General features: G+C 53.5%; 12 protein-coding genes. 3 read left to right on the top strand and 9 right to left on the bottom strand.

Going from position 1 to position 13,519, the window contains the following annotated elements; translation table 11 throughout:
- Positions 1–10: 10 nt before the first annotated feature.
- The 3 genes from AB4876_RS12595 (at position 11) to lipB (ending at position 2,230) form a co-directional block, all read left to right on the top strand.
- The gene (locus AB4876_RS12595; protein WP_368382048.1) at positions 11–1,174 is read left to right on the top strand and encodes a D-alanyl-D-alanine carboxypeptidase family protein; all 1,164 of its coding nucleotides are present in this window, start codon (positions 11–13) and stop codon (positions 1,172–1,174) included.
- A gap of 106 nt (positions 1,175–1,280) precedes the next feature.
- A complete protein-coding gene (locus tag AB4876_RS12600) occupies positions 1,281–1,547 on the top strand; it encodes an HP0495 family protein (RefSeq protein ID WP_368382050.1) in 267 nt (88 codons plus the stop codon).
- On the top strand, positions 1,547–2,230 hold the full coding sequence (gene lipB / locus AB4876_RS12605; protein WP_368382052.1) for a lipoyl(octanoyl) transferase LipB: 684 nt from the start codon (positions 1,547–1,549) through the stop codon (positions 2,228–2,230). The genes AB4876_RS12600 and lipB overlap by 1 nt, the downstream gene beginning before the upstream one ends.
- Positions 2,231–2,232: 2 nt before the next feature.
- On the opposite strand, the gene holA is transcribed toward lipB, so the two are convergent.
- The 9 genes from holA to miaB form a co-directional block, all read right to left on the bottom strand.
- Positions 2,233–3,264, bottom strand: a complete 1,032-nt coding sequence (holA, locus tag AB4876_RS12610) for a DNA polymerase III subunit delta (protein WP_368382054.1) — start codon at positions 3,262–3,264, stop codon at positions 2,233–2,235.
- On the bottom strand, positions 3,264–3,782 hold the full coding sequence (locus tag AB4876_RS12615) for an LPS-assembly lipoprotein LptE (RefSeq protein ID WP_368382056.1): 519 nt from the start codon (positions 3,780–3,782) through the stop codon (positions 3,264–3,266). Before AB4876_RS12615 ends, holA begins: the two co-directional genes overlap by 1 nt.
- Positions 3,772–6,231: a leucine--tRNA ligase gene (gene leuS / locus AB4876_RS12620; RefSeq protein ID WP_368382057.1), complete on the bottom strand. Its 2,460-nt coding sequence runs from the start codon at positions 6,229–6,231 to the stop codon at positions 3,772–3,774. The genes AB4876_RS12615 and leuS overlap by 11 nt, the downstream gene beginning before the upstream one ends.
- Before the next feature lie 60 nt (positions 6,232–6,291).
- The gene (lnt, locus tag AB4876_RS12625; RefSeq protein WP_368382059.1) at positions 6,292–7,818 is read right to left on the bottom strand and encodes an apolipoprotein N-acyltransferase; all 1,527 of its coding nucleotides are present in this window, start codon (positions 7,816–7,818) and stop codon (positions 6,292–6,294) included.
- An 86-nt stretch (positions 7,819–7,904) separates the two neighbouring features.
- Complete coding sequence (locus tag AB4876_RS12630) at positions 7,905–9,527, bottom strand: FMN-binding glutamate synthase family protein (RefSeq protein ID WP_368382061.1); 1,623 nt, start codon at positions 9,525–9,527, stop codon at positions 7,905–7,907.
- A gap of 115 nt (positions 9,528–9,642) precedes the next feature.
- Positions 9,643–10,500, bottom strand: coding sequence for a CorC family transporter (locus tag AB4876_RS12635; RefSeq protein WP_301027008.1), 858 nt, complete (start codon positions 10,498–10,500; stop codon positions 9,643–9,645).
- Positions 10,493–10,984, bottom strand: a complete 492-nt coding sequence (ybeY, locus tag AB4876_RS12640) for an rRNA maturation RNase YbeY (RefSeq protein WP_368382062.1) — start codon at positions 10,982–10,984, stop codon at positions 10,493–10,495. Before ybeY ends, AB4876_RS12635 begins: the two co-directional genes overlap by 8 nt.
- On the bottom strand, positions 10,981–11,967 hold the full coding sequence (locus AB4876_RS12645; protein ID WP_368382063.1) for a PhoH family protein: 987 nt from the start codon (positions 11,965–11,967) through the stop codon (positions 10,981–10,983). Before AB4876_RS12645 ends, ybeY begins: the two co-directional genes overlap by 4 nt.
- A gap of 112 nt (positions 11,968–12,079) precedes the next feature.
- Positions 12,080–13,471 (bottom strand): tRNA (N6-isopentenyl adenosine(37)-C2)-methylthiotransferase MiaB, encoded by a 1,392-nt coding sequence (miaB, locus tag AB4876_RS12650; RefSeq protein WP_368382064.1) that lies wholly within the window; start codon positions 13,469–13,471, stop codon positions 12,080–12,082.
- Between the last annotated feature and the right edge of the window lie 48 nt (positions 13,472–13,519).

The following is a 13,519-nucleotide window of genomic DNA, read 5'->3' on the forward strand; positions in this document are numbered from 1 at the left end:
AAAGGGTATTATGTTTAAGCAAACGTTTTTGGCTTGCACTGCGACTATAGTTATGTCTTCTGGCGCATGGGCTCAGGCTAATCTAATTCCAGCGGCGCCGAGCGTGGCGGCGTCAGCTTATTTACTGATGGATGCCAATAGCGGCGAAGTGCTCATTGAGCACAATGCCGATGAGCGCCTGCCACCAGCTAGTCTAACCAAATTAATGACCAGCTACGTGCTGTCTTATGAGTTAGAGCGCGGTGAAGTCAGCAACGACGATATGGTTACGATCAGTAAAAATGCCTGGGCGCAAAACCCCATTTTTAATGGCTCGTCGCTAATGTGGATTGAAGTTGGCAAGCAAGTGCCGCTGCACGAATTGCATAAAGGCGTAGTAATTTCTTCGGGTAACGACGCCAGTGTGGCGGTCGCCGAGCATGTCGCTGGCAGTGAAGACGCCTTCGCCGGTATCATGAATCAGCATGCCAGTATGTTGGGTATGACCAACAGTCATTTCATGAATTCCCACGGTTTGCCAGATCCTGATCACTACACTTCTGCGCGTGATTTAGCGTTATTAGCCAAGGCGATTATTGGCTTTCCCCGTGAATACGAGCTGTACAGCGTACATGAGTTTGTTTACAACGGGATTCGTCAAAGTAACCGCAATGGCTTGCTGTGGAGCGACCCAAGTGTTGACGGCTTAAAAACTGGCCATACCGCCGAAGCGGGTTACTGCTTAGTGACCTCGGCCAAGCGTGATGGTATGCGTCTGATCTCTGTAGTTATGGGTGCTAGCGGTGAGCGCGCGCGCGAGCGGGAAACGCAGAAGTTACTGTCTTACGGTTTCCGCTATTTCGAAACCCATCACCTTTACGCCGCAGGTAGCGAATTGACCCGCAGCAAAGTGTGGAAGGGCGACAGCGACACCGTTAATCTCGGTGTTCAGAACGACGTTTATATGACCATTCCTCGCGGCAAAAGCGAAGCACTCGACGCCCAGCTAATTGTTGACGAAGTTTTGACTGCGCCAATAGCCGCCGACGAAGAGTACGGTGAGTTGGTGGTAAGCTTGGACGGCGCCGAAAAAGTACGGGTACCCTTAGTTGCGCTGGCAGCAGTAGAGGAGGGCGGTATATTTAAACGCCTATGGGACAGCATTGTGCTGTTTTTCCTGAACCTCGTTTCATAAGCGCGGTTTCTTGAGGGCAGCATTTTAAGGTAACTTCCCACGTCACGCTGGTTTAATCCGCGATTGATTTTAATAAAGCGCCGCTGCTGGCGGCGCGGATGGTCTTATGAGTGAGAAAACCCCAGTATTAGAATTTCCCTGCCTATATCCGATTAAGGTGATAGGTAATGGTGACGCCAATTTGCGTGAACGCGTTATTGAAATTATGCGTGTTCACGCCGGTGAATTTGACGAAACTATCATCACCGAGCGCGCGAGTAGCGAAGGCCGCTTTGTGTCTGTCACCGTTACCATCACCGCTACCGGCAAGCCTCAGTTAGATAATATTTTTACTGACCTGAAAGCGACTGGCATCGTTAAAATGGTGCTCTAATGAGTCGCCCAGACACAATTTATGTGCGCAAACTGGGCCGCCAAGCTTACGAGCCGGTGTGGCGCGCCATGCAGCATTACACCGATGTTCGCGATGTATATAGCCCTGATGAAATGTGGTTTTTAGAGCACGATGCGGTGTTTACCCAGGGCCAAGCGGGCAAGGCTGAACATATTTTGATGCCGGGGGATATTCCTGTAGTGCAGGTAGATCGCGGCGGTCAGGTGACTTACCACGGCCCCGGTCAGTTGGTTGGCTATGTGTTAATTGACCTGCGTCGTTTAGGCATAGGTATTCGCGATTTAGTCACCGCGATTGAAAACAGCATTGTTGCGGTATTGGCTGAACTCGGTATTGCCGCTCACCCCCGTGCCGACGCGCCGGGCGTCTATTTGGAGAATGGTGCCAAGATAGCTCAGCTGGGCTTGCGGGTGCGCAGAGGTAGTACCTTCCACGGTTTGAGCTTAAATATCGATATGGATTTAAGCGTGTTTTTACGTATTAACCCCTGTGGGCATCAGGGCATGGAAGTTACCGATATTCGTCGTCAGCGCAGTATCGCGCCGCCGTCGCAAGCCGAGTTAATTCAAGCTTTGAGTACTGAGTTGGCGGGGCTGCTGGGTTATGCAAATTGTCGCGAGGCGAGCGATCACCGGCTGCCGGAGATAGCGAGCTCAATATAATGCTAGCGCGCGAGGCTGCTGCCAATAAGCCGTTGGCCGGCAAGGGCAGAGACGAGGTTGCTGAATAGCAGCTGGGCATTTTCATCGCTTTGGCCTTTTTGGGCGGCATCAATGCGGGTTGCGAGTTGTAATAGCGCGCCCAGTTGGCGGCTTTTTAAGCGGCGCAGAGTGTTTTTATATAAACCCTTGCGCTTGTCCCACACCCGTTGGCTATCTAATGCCTTGTCGATACTCTGGCCTTGTTCAAGCATTTTCGCGCAGGCATAGAGGCCGCGAATTTCTCTGACAATAGCGCCGAGCATGGCAATTTCTTCGCCACCTTCGGCCAATAGGCTGTTGAGCATTTGCAGGGCGCTGCCAGCTTGGCCGGCAAGGGCGGCATCGATAAGTTTGAAAATGTCATAGCGCGCGCTGCTCGCTACGGCGCTGGCCACCACCTCTGCGGTGATGGTGCGATCACCCGCCAAAATTTTCAGTTTGGAGATTTCTTGGTCGGCGGCAAGCAGATTACCTTCAACGCGGTCGGCGAGTAATTGCACTGCATCAGGCTCGGCTTTTAGGTCGATACTGCGCATGCGCTGCATAATCCAGTTGCCCAAATGTTGACGCTCAATAGGCCATACCTGAATGACGGCGCCCGCTGCATCGAGGGCTTTTACCCACTTGCTATTCATGCTGCGGCTGTCGAGTTTGCCGCAGCTGACCAACAAAATATTACTGCCGTCGACATTCTTTAAATATTCTTGCAGTATCGCCGAGCTTTTCTGGTCCATTTTACTATTGCCCAGGCGCAGCTCAATAAGCTTACGCTCGGCGAACAGCGACATTGATTGCCCAGAGTCAATAAGCTGCCCCCAGTCAAACCCACGCTCAACATTGAGTACTTCACGCTCGTGTATACCCTGCTGGCGGCAGTGCTGACGAATGGTGTCGCAGCACTCTTGGGTGATGAGCAGCTCATCGCCACACACCAAATAGACCGACAGAAGAGATTTATCGAGCTGCGCAGCTAATTGCTCGGGGCGCAGTTTCATCAGGGCTTGGCTTGCAGTTGGTTTGACCAGTATTCCACCTGACGGGCCAGACGAATACTGAGTTGCTCGCGCATCTCGTCGCGAACGATGGTGGATTCGGTTTCTTCGCCCACCGGATTGTCGGGGTCGTTCACAATTAAGCGGCGCTGCTGAAGGGTATGGGGGCCCTTTAAATTCTTACCGTCGGGGCTTTGCAGTTCAACGCTGGCAGATTCGTAAAGGGCGTATTCTGCATCCCTTGCTTCACGATCCAGCGCGGCGCTGCGCTTTTGTTCTTCGAGCAGTTTAACCACCACAATAAGCTTGGCTTCACCGCGTCGCTTGGTAACGGCGACATCATTTATTACAAACTGCCGCTTCAGCGATTGTTTCAGCTCTTGGCTGTCGCGCTCGGCACTGATGTACACCGGCTGCATATCAGCCGCCAAGCTCGTGCTGCCGCGCAGCGCAAAGCCACAGGCGGCCAACCACAGGCAGCCGGCGACAGTCAGTAATATTCTCAAGCGCTTAATTTGCAACGATATTCACCAATTTTTTAGGCACTAGGATTTCTTTGCGAATGGTTAAATCGCCAATAAAACGTTTAACGTTTTCCTGCTCTCTAGCCAGCTTTTTAATGGTGTCACCGTCAGCGTCAATGGCAACTTCGATGGTGGCGCGCAATTTGCCATTAACCTGTATTGCCATTTGAATGGTGTTGCGCACTAGCGCAGCATCGTCGACCTGCGGCCAAGGCGCGTCAATTACCGCCTCGCTGTGGCCCAAGTTAATCCACAGCTGGTGGCTGATGTGAGGCACGATTGGCGCTAATAAACGCACGGCGGCCTCTAGGGCTTCACGCTCAACGGCCAAGCATTGCGGGCCTTGGGCTTGGAAACGAGATACGTCGTTGATCAATTCCATCACTGCCGCAATGGCGGTATTAAATGTTAGGCGACGGCCGAAGTCGTCACTAACCTTAGCAATGGTTTCGTGGGTTTTGCGACGCAAATCCTGCTGGGGTCCAGACAAGTTCGCGGTATCTAGCGCTGCTGGGCTACCCGCTTCTAAATGCCGCGCGGCCAAGTTCCACAAACGCTTAAGGAAGCGGTGGGCGCCTTCAACGGCGCTGTCTGACCACTCCAAGCTTTGTTCTGGTGGCGCGGCAAACATAATAAACAAGCGCACGGTGTCGGCGCCGTATTGTTCGATCAGCGCTTGAGGGTCGACGGTATTGCCCTTGGACTTGGACATCTTGGTGCCGTCTTTTAACACCATGCCCTGACAGAGCAACTGCTTAAATGGCTCGTCAGAGTTAACCAAGCCCTCGTCGCGCATCAGCTTGTGGAAGAAGCGCGCATATAACAAATGAAGTATGGCGTGTTCGATGCCGCCCACGTATTGGTCTACTGGCAACCAGTAATTGGCGCGGTCGGGGTCGAGCATGCCGTCTTCAAAGTCGGGGCAGGTAAAGCGGGCGTAATACCAAGACGACTCCATAAAGGTGTCGAAGGTATCGGTCTCGCGCTCTACGGGCTTGCCGTCGAGTTCGTCTTTACGCCACTCAGTATCTGCTTTAATGGGCGACTGTACGCCGTCCATTTCCACGTCTTCGGGCAGGAGCATGGGCAGCTTGTGGGCCGGCACCGGAATCTCGCCGCCTTCGGGCAAATTAAACATGGGGATAGGTGCGCCCCAGTAGCGCTGGCGAGAAACGCCCCAGTCGCGCAGACGGTAATTGGTGGTCACGCGGCCTTTGTCTTGGGCGATGAGGGCATCGGAAATTGCTGTGAAGGCCGCAGTAAAATCGAGGCCGTCAAAGTCGCCGGAATTGATCAACACGCCTTTTTCGGTAAAGGCGGCCGCGTCGATATCGATGGCTTCGTCATTGCTTGATGCAACAACTTGCTTGATGCCAAGCCCGTATTTCTTCGCAAATTCATAGTCGCGCTGATCGTGGGCGGGTACCGCCATAACGGCGCCTGAGCCGTAGTCCATCAGCACGTAGTTGGCGATCCAGACCGGCACCAACTCGCCAGTTAGCGGGTGGCGAGCTTGCAGGCCAGTGGCCATGCCGCGTTTTTCCATGGTCGCCATATCGGCTTCAGCGACCGAACTATTGCGGCAGCTGTCGATAAAGGTGGCTAGTTCGCTATTGGTTTTGGCTACCTCAAGGGCAATTGGATGTTCTGCCGCTAGACTGACATAGGTAACGCCCATTAAGGTGTCGGGGCGGGTGGTGTAGACCTCAAAGCTGTCGGCACCGGCCACGGGGGCTTCTAGGTCAAAGCGCATTTGCACGCCTTGTGAGCGACCAATCCAGTTGCGCTGCATGGTTTTAACTTGCTCAGGCCAGCCGTCGAGTTGGTCTAAGTCGTCGATTAACTGTTCTGCGTAGCTGGTGATTTTAATAAACCACTGAGGAATTTCTTTGCGCTGTACTTGGGTGTCGCAGCGCCAGCAGCAGCCGTCGATAACCTGCTCATTGGCCAGCACGGTTTCGTCAACTGGACACCAGTTCACTGCCGAGGTCTTTTTGTAGACCATCCCTTTTTCGTAAAGGCGGGTGAAGAACCACTGTTCCCAGCGATAGTAATCGGGCTTGCAGGTCGCAAGCTCGCGATTCCAGTCGTAGGCAAAGCCCAGCTGTTTGAGCTGGTCGCGCATGTAGGCAATGTTTTCTACCGTCCACTTGGCGGGCGCGGTTTTGTTTTTAACGGCGGCGTTTTCAGCGGGTAGGCCAAAAGCGTCCCAACCCATAGGCTGTAGCACATTTTTGCCAAGCATACGCTGGTAGCGGGAGATTACGTCGGCGATGCTGTAGTTGCGAACATGGCCCATATGAAGCTTGCCGCTGGGATAGGGAAACATAGCCAAGCAGTAGTATTTTTCGCGACTAGGATCTTCTACAGCGGTGAAGCTGCCTTGCTCATGCCAAAATGTTTGGGCAGAGGTTTCGATGTCGCGGGGGGCGTATTGATGGTCCATTGGCAGTGTCAATTCTCTATACAGCGGGCAGTTAAAGTTTAGGGCGCTTATTCTAGCAGCTTAGCTGGGGCGGGGCGATTGCTTGGCGCCGATCCGCGCGCAGAGAATAAGGGCGAAGCACAATAAAATAATGGGGGTGGAGCCGTAGCGGGTAAAAGGCGTTGAGCCTTCGCGGGCGTAGACTTCACCGCGCAGCGCGGTTTGGGTAAACGACGGCACTCTAGTGCGAATATTGCCGTGGTGGTCAACAATTGCGCTGATGCCGGTGCTGGTTACCCGAATTAACTCGCGGCCGTTTTCCAATGCGCGCATTTGTGCCATTTGCATATGCTGGTCGGGGCCTATGGAGTGGCCAAACCAAGCGTCATTGCTAATGGTAAACAGCACATCTGAATCGCGCGCGCTCTGGGCAATAAGATCTGGGTAGGCAATTTCATAGCAAATGGACGGCGCTAGCTGCCAGCCTTTAACGCTGAGGTGGGCCTGATCTGAACCGCCGCGGCTAAAGCTGGACAGCGGCAGGTCGAAGATTTTTAACAGCCCCTGAATATAGCTGCTAAGCGGCACGTATTCGCCAAAGGGCACCAGCCGCTGTTTGTGGTAAATGCCTTCGCCGCCGCTGATGACCATGGCCGAGTTGTGCATCTTCTCGTCGAAGCGAGTGGGCACACCGGTGATCAAGGCGCTGTTATTGGCGGCGGCGCGCTCGGCGATATAGTCAAAAAAGGATTGGGCATTGTGGTAAAGCGCGGGAATGGCTGCTTCTGGCCAAATCACTAAATCGGAGTCTGCCCACAGTTTTTCAGAGGCTTGGTCGTAGAGTTCCAATGTTGCCCAATACTGGGTGTAGGCCCATTTTTTTTCTTGGGAGATATTTGACTGCACTGCGCTAATGCGCAGCGGCTCCTTCGCTGTTGCTTGCGTCCATTCATTTTGCGCAAGTAAATACCCTTGGCCAAAGAGCAGTGCGCAGCCGAGTAGTGCGACGACACTAGGCCGCTTGGCAGATGGCGGGGCGATAATCACTTGGGCAAGGGCGGCGCCGCTCAGGGCAACCCAAAAGCTGAGACCGTACACGCCAACGACCGGCGACCAGCCCGCCAGTGCGGTGTGAAGATGACCGTAGCCTAAATACAGCCACGGGAAGCCGGTAAATAGCCAGCCGCGCAGCCACTCGCACAATACCCAGATAGCCGCAAAGCCGAGGATGCGACCGGCCTTGCCGTCGCGCACCCAGCGGCTGTAGGCGTAGCAAAACAGCGCGGGTACTAGGCCCAGAAAAATACAAAACACTGCGGTCATCGGCAGGGCGAGGTAGGCGGGGGTGGCGCCAAAGTCATGCATGGCGATATACACCCACGACACACCAGTTAAGAAGCTGCCGCTGCCAAAACTCCAACCCAGTAAAAAGCTGTGCTTGGGGCCAGCGCGATTGAGGCCCGCGGCCAAGGCCGCCATCACCAATATACCTGTCCACCACCAATCGAAGGGCGCAAGTGATAAGGGAAGGCAGGCACCGGCGAGGGCGAGAAATAGGAGCTGGCTAAATTTTAACGGTAACGGAGATTGCAGTGACGGGGTATCCACAGGGTGCTGATCCAAGCTGAAGGGCAAATTTAGCGAGGGCCTAGTGTAACCATGCGCCAGCTTCACCGCTAGCGCATTACGATGAATCAGGCTTGACGAATATCTTTGTCGTTGGCGGGTATCCGCGCAGTGTCTTTAACCGAGTTGCTGGCTGCGCTTCGTGCTGGCTCGGCGGTGCTGGCAATGAGGTATTCGGGTTTGGGTGTTTGCTCTGGGTAGCGATTAGTTAGGGGCTCTGGGCTACCGCTATTGTCGATTAAGTACACGTGTTTGCGCTGTAGGGCGCGAGCTTCTTTAACCCCGCAGGAGTGGGCGATAACGCCAACTTCGTGCATTAAATTGAGTGCGTAATTCTTGACGCGAGTGGCTTTGTTGGTGGGGTCGAGGCCGCGTTGTAGTTCGGGGTCGTGGGTGGTGATACCGGTTGGGCAGGTGTTTTTATTGCACTGCAGAGCTTGAATACAGCCCAGCGCAAACATAAAGCCACGGGCGCTAACGATAAAGTCGGCCCCCACGCACAGTGCCCACGCCGCTTCGGCTGGGTTAATCATTTTGCCCGAGGCGATGACCTTTATACGTTTGCGCAAATTGTATTCGCAGAGTTTATCCACCACCAAGGGCAGGCTGCGGCGAATGGGTAGGCCAACGTAATCCATCAAACTTTGCGGCGCGGCGCCGGTGCCGCCGTCGGCACTGTCGATGGTAATAAAGTCGGGCGCGTATTTTTGGCCGCGAATATGAATCGCCTCGCACATCTCATCTAGCCACTCGGCAAAACCGACAACGGCTTTGAATCCCACTGGTTTGCCAGTGATCTCGCGGATTCGCACAATCATATCGAGCAGATCGTCAATGCTGTGAATGTCGGTGTGGCCATTGGGGCTGATCGAGTCTTTGCCAATCTCGATACCGCGAATATTGGCGACCTCTTCGGTAACTTTACCGCCGGGCAGAATACCGCCCTTGCCGGGTTTGGCACCTTGGCTGAGTTTGATTTCAATCATCCGCACCTGGGGGTGGCTGGCGATATTGCGGAGCTTTTCGTCGCTGAGGTGGCCGTCTTTGTCACGCACCCCGTACTTGGCGGTGCCAATTTGAAACACAATGTCGCAACCCGCTTCCAAGTGGTAGGGCGACAGGCCGCCTTCGCCAGTGTTCAACCAAATGCCGGCTTCTTTGGCGCCGGCGCTAAGGGCGCGAATTGCGGGTTTGGAAATGGCGCCAAAGCTCATACCCGAAATATGGAAAATGGCAGAACTGGTATAGGGGTGTTTGGCGAAATTTTCGCCAATCGTAACTGCGTGGGTGGGCACGGCATCTTGGCTGAGGGTGGGGAAGAAGCAGTTCATAAACAGCACTTCATTACTCTGGCTCAGTGGGCGCGTGGAGCCAAAGGCGATGGTGGTGTCGATGTTTTTCGCTGCGCGGTATACCCAAGAGCGCTGCGAGCGGTTAAAAGGTAATTCCTCCCTGTCCATGGCAAAGAAATACTGGCGAAAGAATTCACCTAGGTGTTCAAAGATATAGCGAAAGCGGCCAATGATAGGGTAGTTGCGCCGAATCGCATGCTGAGTTTGGGTGATATCACTGATATAGAGGCAAATCAGGTAGACAATACCTGCGGCGAGGGCGAGCAGAAAAATCAAGGCTCCGTATTCAATGAAGGTATTGGCAAGATTGTTGAGGGTGTCGAATAAATTCGCGAACATGAAAACCTCGTGGGCGCAGTGAAATACGGGTGTATTAAGCCAGTGTAGACCGAAACCATGAGTTTAGTTCGACGGGGTGCTGTAACCCCGTCGAAATATTGCGTGGAAATTGTGATTAGCTATTAATATCAGCTATTTGGCGCATGCGTAATAAATGAATTTGACGATTGTCGGCGTTCACTACCTTAAACTCGTAGTTGTCTAAGCGCGCCACTTCGTTGCGAGTGGGCAGATAGCCAAAGGATTTAAGGAGTAAGCCGCCGATGGTGTCGAAATCCTCGTCGCTGAGTTTGGCGTTGAAGTAGTCGTTAAAGTCGTCGATGGGGGTGAGGGCCTGCACCACAAAATCGTTGTCGGTGATTTTGCGAATTGGCAGGTCGTCATCTTCGTCGTATTCGTCTTCAATATCGCCAACGATTTGCTCGAGAATATCCTCGATAGTAATCAGGCCGGCGGCGCCGCCGTATTCGTCAATAACCACTGCCATGTGATGGCGTTTTTCGCGGAAATCGCGCAGTAGCACATTCAGGCGTTTGCTCTCGGGCACCAAGGTGGCGGGGCGGAGCACGTCGCGAATGTCGATGTCTTCGCTGTTGGGGGTTTTCCACAGCAGTGGCAGCAAATCTTTTGAGAGCAGAATGCCGAGCACATTGTCGAGGGTGTCGCCGATGACCGGATAGCGAGAGTGGCCGGTATCAATAATGATCGGCAGCAGCTCACTAAGGGGTTGGTCGGCCTTGAGAACCACCATCTGCGGGCGTGGAATCATTATTTCGCGGGCCTGCATATCGCTGATATGCATGGCGCCTTCAACAATGCTTATGGCATCGTCATCAATGACTTCATTCTGTTTGGCGACAGCAAGCAGTTCAAACAGATCTTCCCGTGTTTTGGGTTCAGATGAAAAAGCATGGGCTATTTTCTCGATCCAAGACTTGTCACTTGGATCGTTGCTAGATCGATCTTCACTCATGGTTTTGGGTGCTGTCCTCGCATATGGGGGTATAGGGGTTGCTAATCGTTAGCGTTTTTAGAAGCGCAATTTCTAGCGCTTCCATAATTTCTGCCTCGTCATCGTCAATATGATCGTAGCCGAGGAGATGGAGTGTACCGTGAATTACCATGTGCGCCCAGTGGTCGTGACAGGCTTTACCCTGCTCTTGTGCCTCGCGTTCTACCACCTGTTTGCAAATTGCTAGATCGCCCAAGAGTGGCAGTTCCAGTTCTGGGGGTAAATCGGCGGGGAAAGACAGTACATTGGTTGGCCCCGTCTTTTGTCGATACTGCAGGTTTAATTCGGCACTTTCCGCTATATCGACAAGGCGAATACTAAGTTCGGCTTCGTCGCGGTGCTCCTGCAAAGCTGCCCTCGCCCACAGTTCAAACTGCGCTTGGCTGGGCAAATTGCCAGCTTCGCAGGCAATTTGCAGATCGAGGTCGAGATCGGTTTGGCTCATTGAGCGCCGCCAGTGCTGGCTTCGAAAGCAGCGTAGGCTTCCACAATACGCTGCACCAAGGGGTGGCGCACCACGTCTTTGGCGGCAAAGTGGGTCATGCTAATGCCGTCGATATCGCCGAGTACTTTCATTACGTGCACGAGGCCAGAGGGTGTGCCGCGGGGCAAATCGATCTGAGTGGCGTCGCCGGTGATTACTGCGGTGGAGCCAAAGCCGATGCGGGTTAGAAACATTTTCATCTGCTCCCGCGTGGTGTTTTGGGCTTCGTCCAAAATAATATACGAGTCATTCAAGGTGCGGCCGCGCATAAAGGCCAGTGGCGCAATTTCAATGATATTGCGTTCAATAAGCTTGGTGACAGTTTCCATACCCAGCATTTCATAGAGGGCGTCGTAAAGCGGGCGTAAATACGGGTCGATTTTCTGGGCCAGATCACCGGGTAAAAAGCCCAATTTTTCGCCAGCCTCCACCGCTGGGCGCACCAGTAATATGCGCTGTACCTGATTGGTAATTAAGGCCTCTACCGCGCAGGCTACCGCCAGATAGGTTTTGCCGGTACCTGCGGGGCCTATGCCAAAATTAATATCGCAATTTTGAATCGATTTTACATAGCGTTGCTGGTTTTCGCCGCGGGGCTTAACGCTGCCCTTTTTGGTTTGAATTACCACCGGCAGGTGATCGGCAACCACTGGTTTGCTGATTTGCTCAATGCCGGCTTCCTGCAGGTGCAGGTGCACACTCTCGGCGTTTAGGCTGCTACCTTCGAGTGATTCGTTATACAAGTGTTTGATAAGCTGCACAGCATCGTCAACGGCATTGCTGGGGCCGTTAATCTGAAAGGTATTGCCCCGCGCGCCGATGCGAACCAGCAGGCGCTGTTCAATCATTTTTAGGTTGCTGTCGTGCTGGCCGCAGAGGTCTGCCAGCAAGCGAGTGTCGTTGGGTTCAAGAGTGAGAACGCGTTGTATATCTTGTGCAGTCAATGAGTCACCGAATGCCGCGTTTGCGGCGCAAAATGTGTGATCGAAAAGCGGCGTAGACCGATGCTTGCATCGATTATTAGATCGCTTTGCTGTGGCGTCAATATGGCAGGGCTCAGTTGATTAACTCGCCGCGCAGGGAGTTAGCGTAGGCCTCTAAAATATTGACGTCTACAAATTGGCCAATAACGCCGTGGTCTGCACAGGCAAAGTTCACCACGCGGTTGTTTTCGGTGCGACCCTGCAGTTCGCCGGGATCTTTGCGGGAGGCGCCGGTAACCAGAATACGCTGGGTAGTGCCCGCCATCTGCCGGCTGATTCGCGCCGCGTTTTGCAGAATATGGTGCTGTAGCGTTGCTAGGCGCTCTTTTTTCACTTCTTCTGGGGTCTCATCCGGCAGTTGCGCGGCAGGAGTGCCGGGTCGGGCGCTGTAAATAAAGCTAAAGGAGTGGTCAAAACCAATATCTCTAATTAGCTGCATGGTGTGTTCGAAATCTTCATCGGTTTCACCGGGAAAGCCGATGATAAAGTCAGACGACAGGCTAATATTGGGGCGAATGGTTTTGAGCTTGGCAATTTTGGCGCGGTATTCGTCGGCGGTGTGGCCGCGCTTCATCGCTGCCAAAATGCGGTCGCTACCGTGCTGTACTGGCAGGTGTAGGTGGTCTACCAATTGCGGCACGGTGGCGTAGGCTTGAATTAAAGCCTCGCTGAACTCCACTGGGTGCGAGGTGGTATAGCGAATGCGGTCGATGCCTGGAACTTGGGCCACAAAGTGGATCAACTCGGCGAAATCAACAATATCGTCTTCGTGGTTAACGCCGCGATAGGCGTTAACGTTTTGGCCGAGCAAATTGACTTCGCGCACGCCCTTGGCGGCGAGCTGGGCGACTTCGGCAATAACATCGTCAAAGGGACGGCTAACTTCTTCGCCACGGGTATAGGGCACTACGCAAAAGGTGCAATATTTTGAGCAGCCTTCCATGATCGAGACAAAGGCGCTGGGGCCATCAACGCTGGGTTCGGGCAGATTGTCGAATTTCTCAATCTCAGGAAAGGTCACGTCGACTACGATGGGGCCATTGGGCTTTTTGCTGTCTAGCATCGCCGGCACGCGGTGCAAGGTCTGTGGTCCAAAAATTAGATCAACATAGGGTGCGCGGCGACCAATATCGCTGCCTTCTTGGCTGGCTACGCAGCCGCCAACACCAATAATGAGGTCAGGCCGTTTGGCCTTGAGTTTGCGCCAGCGGCCCAGTTGGTGAAAAACCTTCTCTTGGGCCTTTTCGCGAATCGAGCAGGTGTTCAGTAGTAGCACGTCAGCTTCATTGGGATCGTCGGTGGGAATCATGCCGTGGCTGACCCCGAGCAAATCCTGAATACGTGAGGAATCGTATTCATTCATCTGGCAACCCTGGGTTTTAATAAACACCTTTTTGGGTTTGGCTGAGCTGGCAATCAGTTCAGGTGCTAGAGGGGTGCTTGCTGTCTCGCTGGTTTCTGACATAGGTATTTTTAAACAATTAGGGGCGCTAATGGCCGCAAACAAAATTGG

Origin of the sequence: Zhongshania guokunii, assembly GCF_040892635.1 — a bacterium.
Taxonomy (GTDB): Bacteria; Pseudomonadota; Gammaproteobacteria; order Pseudomonadales; family Spongiibacteraceae; genus Spongiibacter; species Spongiibacter guokunii.

What these genes read in the sequence shown, in the direction of transcription:
- holA (WP_368382054.1), bottom strand. Translation starts at nt 3,264, where the DNA reads ATGAAACTGCGCCCCGAGCAATTAGCTGCGCAGCTCGATAAATCTCTT.
- miaB (WP_368382064.1), bottom strand. Translation starts at nt 13,471, where the DNA reads ATGTCAGAAACCAGCGAGACAGCAAGCACCCCTCTAGCACCTGAACTG.
- lipB (WP_368382052.1), top strand. Translation starts at nt 1,547, where the DNA reads ATGAGTCGCCCAGACACAATTTATGTGCGCAAACTGGGCCGCCAAGCT.
- AB4876_RS12630 (WP_368382061.1), bottom strand. Translation starts at nt 9,527, where the DNA reads ATGTTCGCGAATTTATTCGACACCCTCAACAATCTTGCCAATACCTTC.
- AB4876_RS12635 (WP_301027008.1), bottom strand. Translation starts at nt 10,500, where the DNA reads ATGAGTGAAGATCGATCTAGCAACGATCCAAGTGACAAGTCTTGGATC.
- AB4876_RS12595 (WP_368382048.1), top strand. Translation starts at nt 11, where the DNA reads ATGTTTAAGCAAACGTTTTTGGCTTGCACTGCGACTATAGTTATGTCT.
- ybeY (WP_368382062.1), bottom strand. Translation starts at nt 10,984, where the DNA reads ATGAGCCAAACCGATCTCGACCTCGATCTGCAAATTGCCTGCGAAGCT.
- AB4876_RS12600 (WP_368382050.1), top strand. Translation starts at nt 1,281, where the DNA reads ATGAGTGAGAAAACCCCAGTATTAGAATTTCCCTGCCTATATCCGATT.
- leuS (WP_368382057.1), bottom strand. Translation starts at nt 6,231, where the DNA reads ATGGACCATCAATACGCCCCCCGCGACATCGAAACCTCTGCCCAAACA.